This is a genomic window from Micromonospora sp. NPDC005298 (assembly GCF_040607375.1).
Classification (GTDB): domain Bacteria; phylum Actinomycetota; class Actinomycetes; order Mycobacteriales; family Micromonosporaceae; genus Micromonospora.
In genome coordinates this window covers 20,426-38,177 of record NZ_JBEXGP010000005.1, presented here as the reverse complement: position 1 = coordinate 38,177, position 17,752 = coordinate 20,426, and the positions used below count along the sequence as shown (strand labels likewise).

16 protein-coding genes are annotated in these 17,752 nt (G+C 72.1%); 6 read left to right on the top strand and 10 right to left on the bottom strand.

The features are described from left to right. Window positions 1-52 precede the first annotated feature (52 nt). The 8 genes from ABZS77_RS12310 to ABZS77_RS12275 form a co-directional block, all read right to left on the bottom strand. Window positions 53-1,045, bottom strand: a complete 993-nt coding sequence (locus ABZS77_RS12310) for an ABC transporter substrate-binding protein (protein WP_354821432.1) — start codon at window positions 1,043-1,045, stop codon at window positions 53-55. A gap of 128 nt (window positions 1,046-1,173) precedes the next feature. Next, window positions 1,174-1,866: an L-ribulose-5-phosphate 4-epimerase gene (locus ABZS77_RS12305; RefSeq protein ID WP_354821429.1), complete on the bottom strand. Its 693-nt coding sequence runs from the start codon at window positions 1,864-1,866 to the stop codon at window positions 1,174-1,176. Beyond that, entirely contained in the window at window positions 1,863-3,542 is a 1,680-nt protein-coding gene (araB, locus tag ABZS77_RS12300; protein ID WP_354821426.1) for a ribulokinase, read from the bottom strand. Before araB ends, ABZS77_RS12305 begins: the two co-directional genes overlap by 4 nt. Window positions 3,543-4,097: 555 nt before the next feature. After that, a complete protein-coding gene (locus ABZS77_RS12295; RefSeq protein ID WP_354821423.1) occupies window positions 4,098-4,886 on the bottom strand; it encodes an ABC transporter permease in 789 nt (262 codons plus the stop codon). Further along, a complete protein-coding gene (locus ABZS77_RS12290; protein ID WP_354821420.1) occupies window positions 4,883-5,839 on the bottom strand; it encodes an ATP-binding cassette domain-containing protein in 957 nt (318 codons plus the stop codon). Before ABZS77_RS12290 ends, ABZS77_RS12295 begins: the two co-directional genes overlap by 4 nt. Before the next feature lie 26 nt (window positions 5,840-5,865). Beyond that, the gene (locus ABZS77_RS12285; protein ID WP_354821417.1) at window positions 5,866-6,708 is read right to left on the bottom strand and encodes a DUF4097 family beta strand repeat-containing protein; all 843 of its coding nucleotides are present in this window, start codon (window positions 6,706-6,708) and stop codon (window positions 5,866-5,868) included. 72 nt (window positions 6,709-6,780) lie between these two features. After that, a complete protein-coding gene (locus ABZS77_RS12280; RefSeq protein WP_354821414.1) occupies window positions 6,781-7,308 on the bottom strand; it encodes a hypothetical protein in 528 nt (175 codons plus the stop codon). Window positions 7,309-7,384: 76 nt separating this feature from the next. Beyond that, a complete protein-coding gene (locus ABZS77_RS12275) occupies window positions 7,385-8,599 on the bottom strand; it encodes an FUSC family protein (RefSeq protein ID WP_354821411.1) in 1,215 nt (404 codons plus the stop codon). 202 nt (window positions 8,600-8,801) lie between these two features. Here ABZS77_RS12275 and ABZS77_RS12270 point away from each other — a divergent pair, with 202 nt between their 5' ends. Both ABZS77_RS12270 and ABZS77_RS12265 read left to right on the top strand, forming a co-directional pair. Further along, the gene (locus ABZS77_RS12270) at window positions 8,802-11,036 is read left to right on the top strand and encodes a hypothetical protein (protein ID WP_354821408.1); all 2,235 of its coding nucleotides are present in this window, start codon (window positions 8,802-8,804) and stop codon (window positions 11,034-11,036) included. A gap of 147 nt (window positions 11,037-11,183) precedes the next feature. Beyond that, window positions 11,184-11,837 carry a methyltransferase domain-containing protein gene (locus ABZS77_RS12265; protein WP_354821405.1) on the top strand — a complete coding sequence of 218 codons (654 nt, stop codon included), beginning with the start codon at window positions 11,184-11,186 and terminating at the stop codon, window positions 11,835-11,837. A 16-nt stretch (window positions 11,838-11,853) separates the two neighbouring features. Here ABZS77_RS12265 and ABZS77_RS12260 read toward each other — a convergent pair whose 3' ends face one another. After that, on the bottom strand, window positions 11,854-12,384 hold the full coding sequence (locus ABZS77_RS12260) for an adenylate kinase (protein ID WP_354821402.1): 531 nt from the start codon (window positions 12,382-12,384) through the stop codon (window positions 11,854-11,856). Window positions 12,385-12,547: 163 nt separating this feature from the next. Between ABZS77_RS12260 and ABZS77_RS12255 the strand changes: the two genes are divergently transcribed. Both ABZS77_RS12255 and prfH read left to right on the top strand, forming a co-directional pair. Further along, entirely contained in the window at window positions 12,548-13,714 is a 1,167-nt protein-coding gene (locus ABZS77_RS12255; protein ID WP_354821399.1) for an RNA ligase RtcB family protein, read from the top strand. Further along, window positions 13,711-14,331: a peptide chain release factor H gene (gene prfH / locus ABZS77_RS12250; RefSeq protein WP_354821396.1), complete on the top strand. Its 621-nt coding sequence runs from the start codon at window positions 13,711-13,713 to the stop codon at window positions 14,329-14,331. Before ABZS77_RS12255 ends, prfH begins: the two co-directional genes overlap by 4 nt. On the opposite strand, the gene ABZS77_RS12245 is transcribed toward prfH, so the two are convergent. Next, on the bottom strand, window positions 14,322-15,227 hold the full coding sequence (locus ABZS77_RS12245; protein ID WP_354821393.1) for an alpha/beta hydrolase: 906 nt from the start codon (window positions 15,225-15,227) through the stop codon (window positions 14,322-14,324). The genes prfH and ABZS77_RS12245 overlap by 10 nt on opposite strands. A gap of 203 nt (window positions 15,228-15,430) precedes the next feature. Here ABZS77_RS12245 and ABZS77_RS12240 point away from each other — a divergent pair, with 203 nt between their 5' ends. Next, entirely contained in the window at window positions 15,431-16,246 is an 816-nt protein-coding gene (locus ABZS77_RS12240) for a PIG-L family deacetylase (protein WP_354821390.1), read from the top strand. Between the two features lie 52 nt (window positions 16,247-16,298). Then, window positions 16,299-17,615, top strand: coding sequence for a serine hydrolase domain-containing protein (locus ABZS77_RS12235; protein WP_354821387.1), 1,317 nt, complete (start codon window positions 16,299-16,301; stop codon window positions 17,613-17,615). Window positions 17,616-17,752 lie beyond the last annotated feature (137 nt).

The window sequence follows — 17,752 nt, the reverse complement described above, 5'->3', positions numbered from 1 at the left end:
AAAGGGGGGACACGGCGGGGCCGCCACGCGAGCGCGGCGACCCCGACGTCGATCAGTACTTGCGGTTGGGCAGTGCTTCCTTCGCCTGCTCCTGGGTGAAGGTGGTCTCCTCGGTCTCGATCCGAGGCGGCACCTCCTCGCCGGCGTGGACCTTCTTGGCCAGGTCCATCAGCTGTGGGCCGAGCAGCGGGCTGCACTCCGCGATGAAGTTGAACTTCCCGTCGGCGAGCGCCTGCATGCCGTCCTTGACAGCGTCGACAGTGATGATGGTGATGTCCTTGCCGGGCACCTTGCCGGCGGCGGTGATCGCCTCGAGAGCACCCAGGCCCATGTCGTCGTTGTGCGCGAACAGCACGTCGATCTTCGGGTTGGCCTTGAGGAACTGCTCCATGACCTGCTTGCCACCCGCCCGGGTGAAGTCACCCGGCTGGGAAGCGATGATCTTCAGGTTCGGGTTGGCGGCGATCGCCTCGCCGAAGCCCTTCTTGCGGTCGTTCGCCGGCGCGGCGCCGGTGTTGCCCTGGAGCTCCACGATGTTCACCGGGCCGGAGGCGGTCTTCTTCTGCTCGACCAGCCACTCACCGGCGAGCCGGCCCTCCTTGACGAAGTCCGAGCCGAGGAACGTCTTGTACAGGCTCTTGTCGGCCGAGTCGACCGAGCGGTCGGTCAGGATGACCGGGATGCCGGCGTCCTTGGCCTCCTTGAGTACGGTGTCCCAGCCGGACTCGACCACCGGCGAGAAGGCGATCACGTCCACCTTCTGCTGGATGTAGTTGCGGATCGCCTTGATCTGGTTTTCCTGCTTCTGCTGCGCGTCGTCGAACTTCAGTTCGACGCCGGCGGCGGCCGCGGACTCCTTGATCGAGGTGGTGTTCGCCGTCCGCCACCCGCTCTCAGCACCGACCTGGGAGAAGCCCATCGTGATCTTGCCGTCGTCCTTGGACCCGCCGCCGCCGGTGTCGCTGTTGCCGCAGGCCGCCACGCCGCCGACGAGCAGCACGCTGGCGAGGACCGCGATGGCGCGCTGCGTTCGCAACTTTCTCATCAGTTCTCCTTGGCTGGGTGTGGTGGGTGACCGCGCCCACCGCCGAGGTGCGCGAGCGGCGTACGCGGGTGGTGCGTGCTGGTGCGTCGTGGTGCAGACCGACGGGGTCCCGGATGACCGATGGACGGTCAGGAACCCGCCGGTGCGACTGGTTGTTGGCCGTAGACGTTCTGGTAGCGGTCGTAGAGGGCGTCGATGTCGGCCTGCGCCATCGGCACCGGTCGACCGAGCGTGCGGGCGAGGTGCGCGGTACGGGCCACGTCCTCGCACATGACCGCCGCCTTGACCGCCGCGCGGGCGTCCCGGCCGATGGTGAAGACACCGTGGTTGCGCATCAGCACCGCGGGTGAGCGGTGCCCGGCGAGCGTGGCGACGATGCCCTTGCCGATGTCGTCGCCGCCGATCAACGCGAACGGGCCGATCGGGATCTCCCCGCCGAACTCGTCGGCCTGCGCGGTGAGGTGGCACGGGATCGACTCGCCGCACGCCGCCCAGGCGGTGGCGTACGAGCTGTGCGTGTGCACGACCCCGCCGACCTCCGGCATGGCGCGGTAGACGTAGGCGTGTGCGGCGGTGTCGCTGGACGGGGCGAAGTCCCCCTCGACGAGGACACCGTCGAGGTCGCACACCACCATCGTGTCCGCGGTGAGGTCGTCGTAGCTCACCCCGCTCGGCTTGATCACCATGAGGTCGTGGCCGGGGACCCGCGCGGACACGTTCCCGGACGTCCAGGCGACCAGGTCGTACCGGGTCAACTCGGCGTGCAGGCGGGCGACGGTCTCGCGCAGCGCGACGATCTGTCGGTTCGCCTCGGCGTTCATGCGACCACCTCCAGCGTGGTCTCGTGCGCGGCGGCGGTCTCGACCGCCGCGTTCCGGATCGCCCGCAGGCGGAGCATAACGTCGTCGCCACCGCGTCCAAAGTGGTCGTGCAGCGCCCGGTACTCGGCGTAGAGGGCGTCGTAGGCGCGGGCCCGGTCCGGGTCCGGCCGGTAGACGGCCTCGTGCACCCGGCCCATCGCCTGCGAGGCCTCGTGGATCGAGGGGTACTCGCCGGCGGCGACGGCGGCGTGGATCGCCGACCCGAGAGCCGGCCCCTGCGCGGAGGCGATGATGTTCAGCGGCCGCCTGGTCACGTCGGCGTAGATCTGCATCAGCAGCGCGTTGTTGGTCAGACCTCCGGCGATCACCAGGTCGTTCACGGCGACCCCGGCCTCGACGAACGCCTCGATGATCATCCGGGTGCCGAAGGCGGTGGACTCCAGCAGTGCCCGGTAGACGTCCTGCGGCCTGGTGGCCAGGGTCATGCCGACGATCATCCCGCTGAGGTCGTGGTTGACCAGGAGGGACCGGTTCCCGTTCCACCAGTCCAGTGCGATCAGACCGTGCGCGCCGACCTGCTGACTCGCGGCCAGCTCGGTGAGGCGTTCGTGCGAGTCGACGCCGGCCGGGGCCGCGTGCTCGACGAACCAGCCGAAGATGTCACCGACGCCGCTCTGGCCGGCCTCGTAACCCCAGGCGCCGGGGCTGATGCCGCCGTCGACGACGCCGCACATCCCAGCCACCTCCGCGACCTGGGCGCCATTGACCACGTGACAGGTGGACGTACCCATGATGGCGACGAGCCGGCCGGGCTCCACTGCCTGCGCGGAGGCCGCCGTGACGTGCGCGTCGACGTTGCCGACGGCCACCGCGATCCCCTGCGGCAGGCCGGTCCACGCGGCGGCCTCGTCGGTGAGCGCGCCGGCGCGCTCACCGAGGGGCAGCAGCGGACCGTCCAACTTGGTCACGAAGTCGCCGAAGTCCGGGTTGAGCGCGGTCAGGAAAGCCTCGGAGGGGTAGCTTCCGTCCTGGCGGATGCCCTTGTAACCGGCCGTGCAGACGTTGCGGGTCTCGACGCCGCAGAGCTGCCAGACGATCCAGTCGGCCGCCTCGACGAAGCGCTCGGCGCGGCGGTAGACCTCCGGGTCCTCCTCCAGCATCTGGAGACCCTTGGCGAACTGCCACTCGGCGGAGATCTTGCCGCCGTACCGGCCGATCCACGGCTCCGCCCGCTCGTGGGCGAGCGCGTTGATGCGGTCGGCGTGCGGCTGTGCGGCGTGGTGCTTCCACAGCTTCACCCAGGCGTGTGGCCGGTCGCGCAGCTCGGCGGTCTCGCACAGTGGAGTGCCGTCCGCGAGGGTCGGCAGCACCGTGCAGGCGGTGAAGTCGATGCCGATGCCGACCACGGCCGCGGGGTCCACCCCCGCCGCGGACACCGCCGCCGGAACGGCGTACCGCAGCACGTCGCGGTAGTCCTCGGGGTTCTGCAGGGCCCAGTCCGGGGGGAGTTGCCGACCTCCCGGAAGCGCCGCGCTGATGACTCCGTCGCCGTACTCGTGCACCGCGGTCCCCAGTTCGGCACCATCACCGACGCGAACCACCAGAGCTCGTCCGGACAGGGTGCCGAAGTCGACACCGACGACGTAGCGGTCGTCAGCTCCGTCCACACGGATCATGTTCACCTCCACCGTTAACGGGGATAGTGTTAACGCTCACATCCAGACTCGTCAAGACATCTGACCGCAACAGCTACGTAACGGAACGCCGACGCCGGTCCGACTCGGGCGGGTCGATATCGAACGGCGCAAACCGCGCTATCCGGCCTCCGGGCGTGGCACGCCGTGACGGCGGCGGGTGACGGACGATCGGCGACGGCCCCGGCCCCGTCGACGTGCCGGTCGACCGGCCCGGGGGCCACGCGACGACCGTCCCGCCGCGACCGCCGACCCTCGATCGTCATGTCAGCGATAACATCATCGGACCACTCCGCTCGCCGGGCCGGATCGACGGAACATCGCCCGGCGGCCACCGGGCTCGGGAGCGAGCGCCGCAGACCGCCGGATCCGCGCGGCACCGTCGGATGCTCGAGTGGTGTTATCGATAACATTCGACGTTTCGCGCGACGCCACGCCGGGGACCCCGCGCGACAGGGACACTGACAAGCGACGGCCCGGCCTCCCCGGCCGGGCCGTCGACGGTTCGCGGTCGCCGCGCGTCGGTCGCCTGTCGGATCAGGCGGCCCGACTGCGGTTGTACAGGGCCTTGGCCCAGAGGAAGCAGAGCACGGTGATGACGGCGCACCAGGCGACCGCCAGGATCGCGTCGGCGCCGATCCCGGTGCCGAAGAGCAGGCCCCGGAGGGTCTCCATGACGGGCGTGAACGGCTGGTAGTCGGCGAACCACCGCACCGCCGTCGGCATCGAGTCGGTGGGTACGAACCCGCTGCCGAGGAACGGCAGGAGCACCAGCGGCATCGGCAGGTTGCTCGCCGTCTCGACGCTCTCGCTCACCAGGCCGAGGGCGACCGACAGCCAGGTGACCGCCACGGTGATCATGGTGAGGACGCCGAACACGGCGAGCCACTCGAGCGCGGTGGCGGTGGGTCGGAACCCGACGAGCAGCGCCACGGCGGTGACGGCCGCGATGCTGAGCATCGTCTGGATCACGCTGCCCAGCACGTGACCGGTGAGGACCGACGGCCGGAAGATCGCCATCGTACGGAAGCGGGCGATGATCCCCTCGGTCATGTCCATGGCCACCGAGATCGCGGTGCCCTGCGCCGCGCTGGCCACGGTGATGAGCAGGATGCCGGGCGTGACGTAGTTGGCGTAGTCACCGCGGTCACCGGCGGGTCCGAGGCCGGCGCCGAGCGTGCCGCCGAAGACGTAGACGAAGAGCAGCAGGATGATCACCGGTACGCCGATGAGCAGGAGTGTCAACGAGGGGTAGCGCCGCATGTGCAGGAGGTTGCGTCGCAGCATCGTGCCCGAGTCGCGGACAGCGAGGGTGAGGGTGCTCATCGCGCCATGGCCCTTTCGTGGTCGGGTTGGCCGGTCAGGGTGAGGAAGACGTCGTCGAGGTCGGGGGTGTGCACCGCGAGACCGGCCACGCTGATCGAGGCACGGTCGAGCTGGTCGAGCAGGGAGCGCAGCGACCCGACCCCGCCGTCGCTGGGCACCTGGAGGGTGAGCGCCGCCTCGTCACGGGTGGACGCGGCGAGGGTGCGCGCCGCCGCGTCGAGCCCCGCCTGGTCGGCGAACTGGAGCACGACGTGGCCGCCGGGGATGAGCCGCTTGAGCTCGCGTGGCGTGCCCTCGGCGATCAGCCGGCCGTGGTCGAGGAAGGCGACCCGGTCGGCGAGCTGGTCGGCCTCCTCCAGGTACTGCGTGGTGAGCAGGATGGTGACGCCGCCGGCGACGAGATCGCGGATGATCTGCCACATGGCGCGGCGGCTGCGCGGGTCGAGGCCTGTCGTCGGCTCGTCGAGGAAGATGACGCGGGGCTGGCCGACCAGCGTCATCGCCAGGTCGAGCCGCCGGCGCAGACCCCCGGAGTACGTCGACGCCGGCTTGCCCGCCACGTCGACGAGGTCGAACCGGACGAGCAGGTCGTCGACGCGTCGGTGGCCGGCCGACCGGTCCAGGTGGCACAGGTCGGCCATGAGGCGCAGGTTCTCCCGCCCGGTGAGCAGGTTGTCCACGGCCGAGAACTGGCCGGTCACGCCGATCACGGCGCGTACGGCGTCGGCCTGCCGGCCCAGGTCGTGACCGGCGATGCGGGCCTCGCCACCGTCGGCGTCGATCAGGGTGGACAGGATCCGCACGGTGGTGGTCTTGCCGGCGCCGTTGGGGCCGAGCAGCGCGAAGATCGTCCCCGCCGCGATCTCCAGGTCGATGCCGTCGAGCACCACCTTGTCCCCGTAGGACTTTCGTAGACCGGTCGCGCTGATCGCGGATGGTTGGGAGCTGGTCATGGGTTGCCTCGATTCGTGGAGGTGGATCAGGCGCGGCGGATCGTGATGTCGCCGTAGGGAGTGTTCGCCCGGACCTCGACCGTCTCGTCGGTCTGCGCCGGGCTGTCGGTCGTCTCGAGCGCGTTGTGCACGCGGCCGTGTCGGGAGCTGACGTCGAGCCAGGCCGCGGTGCCGCGCCGGACGCCGACCTCGATCGCGCCGTAGGAGGTCTGCAACTCGATCGATCCGCGTACGACCCGGCCCAGCCGCACGTTGCCGTAGGCGGTACGGGCGTTCACCGAGGCCATCGACGCGTCGACGGTGATGTCGCCGTAGGCGGTGTTGATCCGCGTGTCACCGCCGCTCTGGCCGATCCAGCAGTCGCCCGAGGAGTTCTTGATCTCGGCGGTGCCGTCGACCGCACCGATGCGGACCTTTCCGGAGGACGCCTTCACCCGGGCGGAGCCGGCGACGCGTTCGACGACGATCTCGCCGTGGCTGCTGTCGATGTCGAGCGGCCCGGTCTCGTCGAGCCGGATGCCGCTGCTGGTCTTGATGCGGCAGTCGCCGAGCCGACCCTCGCAGCGGAACGCCGCCCAGGACGCCTCGGCGTGCAGCCGGGACCCGCTGGGCACCTCGATCAGGACGTCGACCGACGGGCCGGCGCCGAAGCCGTAGCGGCGCCAACTCTTGGGCACCCTGATCAGCAGTTTCCCGGCGGCGAACTCGACGGTTGTCTGCTCGGCCGCGCTCACGTCGGCCTTGCTCGACGGGTCCCGGGGTCGCACCTGGACCACCGTGTCGGTGCGGTCGGTGGCGGCGATCCAGGCGTCCCCGACCGGCATCTCGATCTGGACGGAAATGGGCTCTGGCGTCTCGAAAACAGGCATGGTCGTCTCCCGGACGGTGGTCGGTGGAGGTCACCGCCCGTGGGCGGCGATGAGGATGAAGGGGGTACGGGGTCAGCGCGCCCAACCGGTGAAGTGCTGGCCGGAGCGGGGCGGCTCCATTCGGCGGGGTGGCTGCCGATCCGTGCCGCCGGCCCCGATCGCGCCGGCGACCGCTCGCACCAACCAGGCGTTCACCGACAGTCCGGCCCGGCTGGCCGCCTCGTCGACGCTGGCCTTCAGATGGTCGGGGAGGCGGAGGTTGATCCGTGACGTACCGCCGTCGTCGCCCTCGGGCGGGAGCAGCGGCGTCGGCATCGGGGGTGGTTGGCTCACCTCGCCCGCCGGGTCGGCCGGCGGGTTGGCGGGTGTCACCACGAAGTCGGGTTCGCGTCCGCGCAGTCGGACGTGCACCGACCCCGGGGCGAGCTCCCGGGTGATCTCGTCGGCGGCGTCGGACAGCGCCTCGAGCAGCGTGAGACGGGTCGCCGCCTCCAACTGGGTGAAGAGCCTCTCGGCCAACACCCGCGCCTCCGGATCGACACCCTCCGCCGCAACGGCGAATTCGCTTCGCAGGTTCTCGACGTACGACCTCAGCTCCATGGCACCATCATGGCACCACTTTGGCTCAGAGTGCAACACATATGGCGCAGTCTGCCGCCATCGGTGACGCCACACGTCAACGGCCCCGGGTGGGGGCGGGTGGCCGGAGATCACCGAAGGCGCGCCGGACCAGGGAGTTCGCGGCCTCCTGGGTCAGCCCGGTGCCGACCAGGAGATCGCTGACGGTCGTCCGGACCTGGGCAACCACGACGGCACCGGAGAAACCGACACCCGTGCGGTACGCCTCACCCGCCGCACCGACAGCCCGCACCGCCTGCTCCCGCGCCCGGGTCGGCTCCTTGCCGGCGGCGAACTGCCGCTTGAGCACCCGGACCGTCTCGGCCAGGTCGGCGACCGCCCGTGGCATCGGCTCCGGGACCGGCTCGCCGTCCTCGATCAGCGTCACCGCCCGGCGGATCAACGTCCCGCTGTTGCGCATCGCCCGGTCGATGGGCTCCGCGACCTGCGCGTACCGGCCCACCGGCCCGTGCCGGTGATGCCAGTGCACCGGCGACAACGTGCTGGCCTCCCGCGCGCCCTTGGTCGCCTCGATCAGGGCGTTCACCTCCTTGGTGTTCCTGCGCAGCGCGGTCAACGCGGCACGCGCACGGTCGACGTCGCCCTCGCGCAGGGCCGAGGCGGTCTCGTCGAGCTGAGCGGCGAGCAGGTCCATCGCCGGCCGCGCCGCCCGGTTGAGCACCCGCAACGGGTTCAGCGGCAGCAGTACGGCCGTCACCAGCAGCGCCACCGCTCCCCCGATGAGGGCGTCCACGAACCGGGGGATCTCCAGGTCGCGTACCGACGGACTGAGCGTGGCGATGAGCACCGCGGTGGCGCCGGCCTGGAGCACCACCGCCGCGCTGCCGACCAGGAACAGCGCCACCAGGATGGCCAGCACGACGATCAGGGCGAGTTGCCACCAGCCGGTGCCGATCACCAGGAGCAGCAGATCGCCGATCAGCACCCCGACGGTGACACCGATGATCAGCTCGATGGTGCGACGCAACCGTTGACCGACGGACGCGGCCAGCGTCGACACCGCCGAGATCGGCGCGAACACCGGCTGCGAGATGGCCAGCAGCTCGTGCGCCACCAGCCAGGACAGCGCCGCCGCCAGTCCGGCCTGCACGGCGAGCCCGCCGATGGCGCGTACCCGACGGCCCCGGTCGCGCAGCGCCGCCACCGCACGGTCCCGCAACCGGACGAGGGTCGCCGGCACTCCCCCACGCGCGCCGGTGTCGTCCCGGGTCGGCGTCCCCCCACCCGCTCCGTGCCGACCGGCAGCGACCATGGCGGCACCTACCCGGCCGCGCGCGGATCAATCCCGTCCCGCCGCGCCCACGGTCCGGCCGCCGGTGGTCGACCCGACCGAGGGGGCGGTTGGGGCCGTCCGGGCCGGGTAGAACGCGGGGTGGCGGCACCGGCCCTGGCTGGCCAGACGCCCGGGACTGGCCGAGACGCGTCGGGGGGCGATGGCGGATGGATCAGCGCGGTTGAGCGGGCCCGACGTCCCCGGCGACGTCGTGGAGTTGCGGGTGCACGGTGTCTCCGGCGCGAGCCCCGACCAGGTACTGGACCTGCGGCAGACGACGCAGGTCGCGGGCGACCGCAGCGGAGGCTTCTACCGGCGACGACCCCGGCGTGCCGACACCGGCACCGTGCGGGGCGTGACGCTCGAGGCGTACCGCTGGGGTGACCTGCCCTCCGGAACGGTGGCACGCACCCTGGCGCTGGTCCTGCTGCTGCCGTTCATGCTGGTCAACGTGGCGATCTGGATGCGGCCGGCGCACCACGGCTCGGAGGCCGTGGTCAAGTCCCTGTGCCGGGTGCTGGCACTCACCCTCACCGCGCTGTACGTGCTCGCCATCGCCGGCGTCGCCCTGGACCTGATCGGCTGGAAGTGCACCGCCTCGCCGCGTTGCCTGGCCGGCCGCAGCTGGTTGTCCTGGCTGGGCGGGCACCCGCCCGGACTGCGGCTGGCGGTGCTCGCGCTGGTCCCGGCCACCGCCATCGGCCTGATCTGGCGGTTCAGCAACCGGCCGGGGCGAGCGTTCGACGCGTTCCGGGCACCCGACCAGGACGTCTCGGAACTCCCCCTCGGCGGGGTCGGTCAGTGGGACACCGAACCGCTGGTCGGGCGGCTGCGCTCCGTCCACGTCGCCGGCGCGTTCGCGACGCTCGACCTCACGCTGCTGCTCGCCCGGGCCGAGACCGGCGCCACGGTCGCCACGGTCGCGCTGACCGTGGTGACCGCCGTGCTGCTGGCCAGCTGTGTGGGCCTGCTCTGCACGCCCCCGCTCGTCGACCGGGGCGCCACCGACCGCCGGCTCGACCGGGTCACCTCCACGCTGCGGACCGTCGCGGTCGTCCTGACCCTCGTCGTCGTGGCCCACGTGCTGACCAGCAAGGGAGCCTGGAGCGCGGGGCACGGGCTGCCCGGCTACGGCACCATGCTGACCGGCGTGTTCGTGGCCCAGACGGCGCTGCTGGCCGCGCTCGGCGTGGTGCTGCTGTGGCGCCGCGACCCACGGCGGGGCGTCCCACCGCTGTTCGGGCTGGGAGCGCTCGTGATCGCGGCCGCGGGGGTCAGTCTGGCGGCGGCGTACGCCGCCGAACTCGTCTACCGGGCGGCTGACTTCCTCGACCGCCACGTGTCGACCGGGGAGGGGATCGTGGCCGGTCCACCCCGCGCGTACACCTGGGCGATCTTCGGTTTCCTGCGCGCGGTGCTGCTCACGCTGATCGTCGCCGGCCTGTTCGTCGTGGTGTCCCGACGGCGTCGACGTCGCGCCGCGGCGGCGATCGTCGCGCACGACTACCCCGACGCGCCGGCCGGGGCGGAGCCCCGACTCCGGCAGGTCCGGGCAGCGATCGCCCGTGCCCGGTTCACCGAGAGGCTGGTGCCACTGGCGGTCGCCTACGGTTGCTTCGCCGGGCTGGGCACGGCCACCACCACAGTCGGCCTGCTCGGGTACTTCCCGAGTGAGATCGTCGAGCGGTTCGCCGGGCTGCCGGCCGACGCGGTCACCTTCGGCATCGCGTTCGGCAGCTGGGTGATCGCGGCGATCATCCTCGGACTGATCGTGGGCGGCGTCTTCGCGTACCGGACGGTCCCGTTCCGGCGCCACGTGGGCGTCCTGTGGGACCTCGGCACCTTCTGGCCCCGGGCCGCCCACCCGTTCGCGCCGCCCTGCTACTCCGAACGGGCCGTGCCGGAGCTGACCCGGCGCATCACGTACCTCGTCGGACGCGGGGACGCGGTGCTGCTCACCGGGCACAGCCACGGTTCGGTCCTGCTCGCCGCGACGGTGCTCCAGTTGCCACCGCACGTCGGCAACCGGGTCGCCCTGCTCACCCACGGGTCGCCGCTGCGGCGGCTGTACGCGCGGCTCTTCCCCGCCTACGTCAACGACGCCGCGCTGCGCGAGATCGGTCGGCGGGTCGGCTGGCGCTGGGTGAACCTGTGGCGCGACACCGACCCCATCGGCGGCTGGGTCTTCTCCGGCCAGCGGTCGCCCGCACCGTCCGCCACCGCCGACCCGGCGGACGCGGTGGACCGCCGCCAACGCGACCCCAGCGGCGTGGTGACACCGCCGAGCGACAGCGTGCCACCACCGATCGAGGGGCACTGGACGGGCGAGTCCGACGAGCCGTTCACCGAGACGGTACGGGAACTGGTGCGACGCCTGCGCGAACGGCCCGACCCGCCGCCCACCGGTTCGACGTAGCGGGCCGGGTCACCTCCCGCCGGACGCGCGGGCCCGCCAGTCGTCCAGACGGGCCTCCCCCCTGACCGGTAAGCACGGAGTCCGTGCGCCCGTGCGTGACAATCGCCGGAGAACGTGCGCGGAGTTTCACCACCACTGGAGGTCGGCATGGCCACGGTTTCCCACCCCGTGTTCGCCCGGGTCTACGAGCGGCTCAGCGTCGCCATGGACCGCGCCGGAACGGCCGAGCACCGGCGGGCGTTGGTGGCCGGCCTGTCCGGAAGGGTGATCGAGGTCGGCGCGGGCAACGGCCGGATGTTCCCCCACTACCCGGCCACGGTGACCGGGGTCCTCGCGGTCGAACCGGAGCCACGCCTGCGCGCCGCCGCCCTGCGCGCGGCGTCGGCGGCGCCCGTACCGGTGAGGGTCGTCGACGGTCTGGCCGAGGCGCTGCCCGCCGGGGACGGCGAGTTCGACGCCGCCGTCGTCGCGTTGGTGCTGTGCACGGTGCCCGACCAGGCGGTCGCGCTCGCCGAGGTCGCCCGGGTGCTGCGCCCCGGCGGTCAGCTGCGGTTCCTCGAGCACGTCGCCGCCGAGGAGCCGGGTCGCCTGCGGCGGGTGCAGCGGCTGGTCGACGCGACACTGTGGCCGACGTTGTTCGCCGGCTGCCACACCGGCCGCGACACCGTCGCCGCCATCGGGGCACAGGGCTTCGTCATCGACGATCTGCTGCGGTTCCGTTTCCCGGCGACCAGCAACGGCCCGTCCTCGCCCTGCGTGCGGGGACGCGCGGTTCGACCGGCGACGGCCGACCCCGGCTGAGGACCCGCCCGTACGCTCACCCGCGGGGCAGGCCGGCCAGCCAGTCGTCGAGGGCCGCCGGCGAGTCGAACAGCAGCACCGGGGGCATCGACGGGTCGGCCCGCCAGGCGCGCATCCGTCGCCTCACCCCGCCGAACGCGGCGAGGTGCCAGACGAGGATCGAGTCGTGCGACAGCACGCTGCCCAACGACTCACGGTTGCCGTTGCAGATCTCCTCGCGGGTCAGCAGACGTCGCGCGGTACGGCGCAGCAACCGCCAGAACGAGCGCCACCGCGGGTAGTCCAGCCCGACCACCAGGTCGGCGCGGCCCAACGGCACGTCCCGCCAGCCGTGGTACGCCCCGTCGAGAATCCACCGGTCCCGTCGGCAGACCTCCTCGATCCGGACGCGCTGCTGCGCCACCGGCACCTCGACCCAGCCCGGCTGCCACACCAGGTCGTCCACTGGGTACCAGGGCACGCCGAGGTGGTCGGCCAGGCGCGCGGCGAGGGTGGACTTGCCGGCGCCGTACACCCCGTAGACCAGGATGCGTCGCGGTGTGCTCATCGCGGCAGCGTAAGCCGCGAGGAAAACTCGCTTGCCGTGCGTGGGCGGACTCCGCGAGAGTGACAGCCATGACGTACTGACGGACACACCCCGCCCGCGCCCCCGGTGACGACCCCCGGGCCGCGCCGCCGTCCGTCCGCTTCTTCAGAACAGTGAGCACCCCTTGTCCCAGGTGTACTCCCGCACGCCCGCCACCGTCACCGTGTTCGCCTCGCCCAACAGCTGGATCGAGTCCGACGCGCTCGCGCAGTGTCAACAGGTCGCCGCCCTCGACGGCATGCTCCACGTCGCCGCGATGCCCGACCTGCACCCCGGAAAGGGTGCCCCGATCGGCGCGGCCATGGCGTCGACCGTGCTTTACCCCCACCTGGTGGGCTCCGACATCGGATGCGGCATCGCCGTGTTCCCCATCCGGCTCAGGCGTGCCGTACCCGAACGCCTCGCCACCCGCTTCCCCGACCTCGACCGCGCTCTGGACCCGCAGCGGGACGCCGACGACCCGGCCTGGGCCGTCGTACCGGCGGCGATCCCCGCCGGCCACCTCGACGGGCTGGGTACGGTCGGGCGGGGAAACCACTTCGTCGAACTGGCGCGCGTCGACACCGTCCTCGACGCCGGGCACGCGAGCCGTCTCGGGCTCGACACCGGCGCGCTCGTACTGATCGTCCACAGCGGCTCGCGAGGGCTGGGCGAGCGGATCCTGCGGGCGCACACCGAGGTCCACGGCGCCGGCCGGGCCGTCGACCCCGAGGCCTACCTGGCGCTGCACGACGCGGCCGTACGGTGGGGCTCGCTCAACCGCCGGGTGCTCGCGGCGCGGGTCGCGTACGCGTTGGGCGCCGAGCCGACCGAGCCGATCGTCGACCAGTGCCACAACCTGGTCGAGGTCCGCGACGGGGTCTACCTGCACCGCAAGGGCGCGGCGCCGGGCGACGGGCGGGACGTGCTCGTCGCCGGTACGCGGGGCACCGCCTCCTGTCTCGTGGCCGCCCACGCCGGGGCGGACGCCAACCACTCGGTGGCGCACGGCGCGGGTCGCAAGATGTCACGCGCCGACGCCCTGCGCCGGGGCCGGGCCAAGCACACGGTCGAGGAGCTGCGTCGAACGCCGGTGGGCTCGGTGGTGGTCTGCGGCGACCGGCAACTGCTGTTCGAGGAGGCGCCGACCGCGTACAAGCGCATCGAGCAGGTGATCGCGGACCTCGTCGCGCACGATCTGGCCACGCCTGTGGTCGACACGACGCCCCTGGTGACGTACAAGACGCCGGACCTCGGTTCCGTGTCCCGCACCGGGCGGCGGGACCGGCGGCACGGGCGGGGCCGGTCGTGAGCACGCACCTGCTGCTGTCCGCCGGTCGCGGCCCGCAGGAGTGCGCCTGGGCGGTGGGCCGGCTGCTGCACCGCCTCATCGGCGACGCCGACCGTCAGGGGTTGACGGTCCAGCGGGTCGGGGCCGTGCCGGGTGAGCGGCCCGGCACCTACCGATCGGTGCTGATCCGGATCGCCGGCCCGGAGGCGGAGACGTTCGCCGCCTCGTGGACGGGCACCCTGTGCTGGCAGGCGCCCAGCCCGTACCGGTCGGGCGCCGGCCGGAAGAACTGGTACGTCACCGCGCGACCTCCCCACGACGACGCCCCGCCGACGCCGTTCGTGGAGTCGGACGTCGACGTCGTCGGCTGCCGTACCGGTGGGCCGGGCGGTCAGCACCGGAACAAGGCCAGCACCGCGGTGCGGGCGACCCACCGGCCGTCGGGGCTCGTCGTGGTGGTGGACGCGGAGCGACAGTTCAGCCTCAACCGTCGCATCGCGCTGCGTCTGCTGCGTCAGCGCGTCGAGGAGGGTGACGACGCGGCCCGACGCGCGGTACGCACCGCCCGCTGGCGCGTCCACGACGAGCTGGTCCGCGGCGACCCGATCCGCGTGGAACGCCCGGGGGCTCAGCGTTGAGCGCACACGTCGAGCACGGCCTCGGCGAACGCCCGGGGCGCCTCCTGGGGCAGGTTGTGCCCGACGCCACCACCGACGGTCCGGTGCTCGTACCGCCCGGTGAACTGCTTGGCGTACACGCCGGGGTCCAGGTGGGGCGCCCCGTTGGCGTCGCCCTCCAGCGAGATGCTGGGCACGGTGATCGCCGGTTTCGCCGCCAGGCGCTTCTCCCACTCGGCGTACCGCGGCTCGCCGTCGGCGAGGGCCAGCCGCCACCGGTAGTTGTGGATCACGATGTCGACGTGGTCGGGGTTGTCCAGGGCCGCCGCGCTGCGCGCGAACGTCGCGTCGTCGAACGTCCACTTCGGTGACGCGGTGTGCCAGATCAGCCGGGCGAACTCGCGCCGGTTCCGGTCGTAGCCCGTGCGGCCGCGTTCGGTGGCGAAGTAGTACTGGTACCACCAGGAGAGTTCGGCCTTCGGCGGCAGCGGCACCGCGCCGGACGCCTGGCCGTCGATCAGGTAGCCGCTGACCGAGACCAGGCCCCGGCAGCGCTCGGGCCACAGCGCGGCCACCACGTCGGCCGTGCGCGCACCCCAGTCGAAGCCGGCGAGTGTCGCCGTGTCGATGTCGAGGGCGTCCATGAGGGCGATGAGGTCGAGCCCCATGGCCGCCGGTTCGCCGTTGCGCACGGTGTCGTCGGAGCGGAATTGGGTGGTGCCGTAGCCGCGCAGGTACGGCACCACGACCCGCTGGCCGGCGTCGACGAGCAGCGGCACGACGTCGACGAAACTGTGGATGTCGTACGGCCAGCCGTGCAGGAGGATCACGGTGTCGCCGTCGGCCGGCCCGGCCTGCACGTACCCGACGTTCAGGACCCCGGCGTCGACCTGCCGCACGTCGTCGAACGGTGTCATCAGCGTGGCCCCTTCAGCGACTCGTCCCGGTGCCCGCCTGCGCTGTCGCGGCCTCCGACAGGTCAGATCGTAGGACGTCCGGACGACCGTTTCGGCGTTTTCCGACCAGGATCGGGCGGTCGGCGACGGGCACCGGTCCTCCTCACGCCGCGCGGTGGTCCGCGTCACCCACCGATCCCCGCCGGTCCTCGTAGGCTGACGGCATGGCTGAAAGATCCCTGACCCTGATGGCGGTGCACGCCCACCCCGACGACGAGGCGACCAGCACCGGTGGCGTCCTGGCCCGGTACGCGGCCGAGGGCGTCACGACCGTGCTCGTGACCTGCACCGACGGGCGGTGCGGCGATGGTCCGGGTGGGGTCAAGCCCGGCGACCCGGGGCACGACCCGGCGGCCGTCGTGGCGATGCGCCAGGCCGAGCTGGAGGCGAGCTGCGCGGCGCTGAAGGTCACCCACCTGGAGACCCTCGGGTACGCCGACTCCGGGATGATGGGGTGGCCGACGAACGACCTCCCCGGCGCGTTCTGGACCACTCCGGTGGACGAGGCGGCGGACCGGTTGGCGGAGCTGATCCAGCGGTACCGTCCGGACGTCGTGGTCACCTACGACGAGAACGGCTTCTACGGCCACCCGGACCACATCCAGGCCCACCGGATCACGATGGCGGCCGTGGCGAAGACGGACATCCCCGCGAAGGTGTACTGGACCACCGTGCCGCTTACGGCGTTCGCGGAGTTCGGCAAGATCATGCAGGAGATGGGCGTCGAGTGGGCCGAGCCGGACGAGCCACAGCTGGGCCTGCCCGACGAGGAGATCTCCACCTGGGTGGACACCCGGGCGTACGGCGGGCAGAAGTTCGACGCCCTGGCCACGCACGCCAGCCAGACCGAGAACATCTTCTTCCTCCAGCTCGGCCGTGACCGGTTCACCGAGCTGATGGGCATGGAGACGTTCGTCCGGGTCCGGGACACCACCGACGCGCCGCTGCCCGAGGACGACCTGTTCGCCGGTCTCCGCTGACCTCGTCCGGGCGACCCTGTCGAAGCGCCCGGCCGGCTGGCAGGATCCACCCGTGCGCTTCAACCGCCGTTCGATTCTCGGTCTCGGCCTGTCCGCCGCCGCCGCGACACTCACCAGCCGCCCGACGACGTCCCCGGGGCTACAGACGGGTTCGGGGCAGCCCGCGTCCGTGGACGGGGTCGGGCGGGGCGCCGCCGTCCCCTCTGGCCCCACGACGACGACGCTCACCAAACGGCTGACCCGACTGCTCACCGCCCACCTGGAACCCACGGCCGCGAATCCCGCGCACCCGTCGTACGCGGGCGCGGTGGCGTTGATCAGCACCGACGGGCAGACGAGCGCGCGGGTCACGGTGGGTGAGGCCCTGCGTTTCGACGCGGGACCGGTGCTCCTGCCGGAGGCGCAGCGTGTCCGGATGCGCCCCGACTCCATCTTCGACCTGGCGTCGATCACGAAGGTCTACACCGCGATCCTCGTGTTGCAGCAGGTGGAGAGGGGTCGCCTCGACCTGGACGCGCCGGTGGTGCGCTATCTGCCGGACTTCACCGGCGCCGGCAAGTCGGCCGTGACCGTGGCGATGCTGCTGGCGCACACGAGCGGTCTGCCGGTGGGCGCCAGCGGCACCGGTTCGGGCACCCTGGACGCGAGGTGGAGGGCGGTGCTCGCCACTCCGCTGGTCTCGGGTGCCGTGCCGGGGCGGGTGTTCCGCTACTCCAGTGTCGGTCTGATGGTCGCCGGCAAGCTCGTGGAGAAGGTCACATGCCAGAGCCTCGACCAGGCACTGAGGACCAACGTGACGGACCCGCTCGGTCTGCGGTGGACCGGCTTCACCCCGAACACCTGGATCAGCGGTGCCGAACGGGCGGTCCGGATGGTCGCCACCGACGCCCGTTCCTCCCGGGGGCTGCTGCGCGGGGTCGTCCACGACGATGTCGCCAACCACCTCGGCGGCGTCGCCGGGCACGCTGGCGTCTTCGGCACCGCGCAGGAGGTCGCCGTCATCGGTCAGCTCCTGCTCGACGGCGGTGTGCACGGCGGGCAGCGGATCCTGGCCGAGAGCACCGTACGGCTGATGCTGACCAACGCCAACGCCGGTCTGCCCGCGGTCGACGCCGAGCGTCCGGGTCGCACCAGTGACCACGGCCTCGGCGTGGTGCTCGACCAGCCCTGGTTCATGGGCCGGATCAGTCGTCCGACCACCTTCGGGCACACCGGTTTCACCGGTACCGCGCTGCTTGTCGACCCCGACCGCAGGCTCGTGCTCGTTCTGCTCACCAACCGTGCCCACCCCAACTGGAGCTGGGCGGACCCGGATCCGGTCCGGGTCGCCGTGGCGAACGAGTGGGCGCGCTGGTACGACCTGACCTGACCCGGCACGCGGGCGCCGGTCGGGTCGGCCCGGCTGGCGGCAAATCGCGACATGAGCACGCAACCTGCCGGACACATTGACGAGAATCTCGGCGTTCGATTACCGTGCCCGGTGAGAGAGCGCTCTCTCAGCAGACC

Bases quoted from the DNA above. Each gene is read 5' to 3' on its own strand.
- ABZS77_RS12310 (WP_354821432.1), bottom strand. From the start codon at position 1,045: ATGAGAAAGTTGCGAACGCAGCGCGCCATCGCGGTCCTCGCCAGCGTG.
- ABZS77_RS12305 (WP_354821429.1), bottom strand. From the start codon at position 1,866: ATGAACGCCGAGGCGAACCGACAGATCGTCGCGCTGCGCGAGACCGTC.
- araB (WP_354821426.1), bottom strand. From the start codon at position 3,542: ATGATCCGTGTGGACGGAGCTGACGACCGCTACGTCGTCGGTGTCGAC.
- ABZS77_RS12295 (WP_354821423.1), bottom strand. From the start codon at position 4,886: ATGAGCACCCTCACCCTCGCTGTCCGCGACTCGGGCACGATGCTGCGA.
- ABZS77_RS12290 (WP_354821420.1), bottom strand. From the start codon at position 5,839: ATGACCAGCTCCCAACCATCCGCGATCAGCGCGACCGGTCTACGAAAG.
- ABZS77_RS12285 (WP_354821417.1), bottom strand. From the start codon at position 6,708: ATGCCTGTTTTCGAGACGCCAGAGCCCATTTCCGTCCAGATCGAGATG.
- ABZS77_RS12280 (WP_354821414.1), bottom strand. From the start codon at position 7,308: ATGGAGCTGAGGTCGTACGTCGAGAACCTGCGAAGCGAATTCGCCGTT.
- ABZS77_RS12275 (WP_354821411.1), bottom strand. From the start codon at position 8,599: ATGGTCGCTGCCGGTCGGCACGGAGCGGGTGGGGGGACGCCGACCCGG.
- ABZS77_RS12265 (WP_354821405.1), top strand. From the start codon at position 11,184: ATGGCCACGGTTTCCCACCCCGTGTTCGCCCGGGTCTACGAGCGGCTC.
- ABZS77_RS12260 (WP_354821402.1), bottom strand. From the start codon at position 12,384: ATGAGCACACCGCGACGCATCCTGGTCTACGGGGTGTACGGCGCCGGC.
- ABZS77_RS12245 (WP_354821393.1), bottom strand. From the start codon at position 15,227: ATGACACCGTTCGACGACGTGCGGCAGGTCGACGCCGGGGTCCTGAAC.
- ABZS77_RS12240 (WP_354821390.1), top strand. From the start codon at position 15,431: ATGGCTGAAAGATCCCTGACCCTGATGGCGGTGCACGCCCACCCCGAC.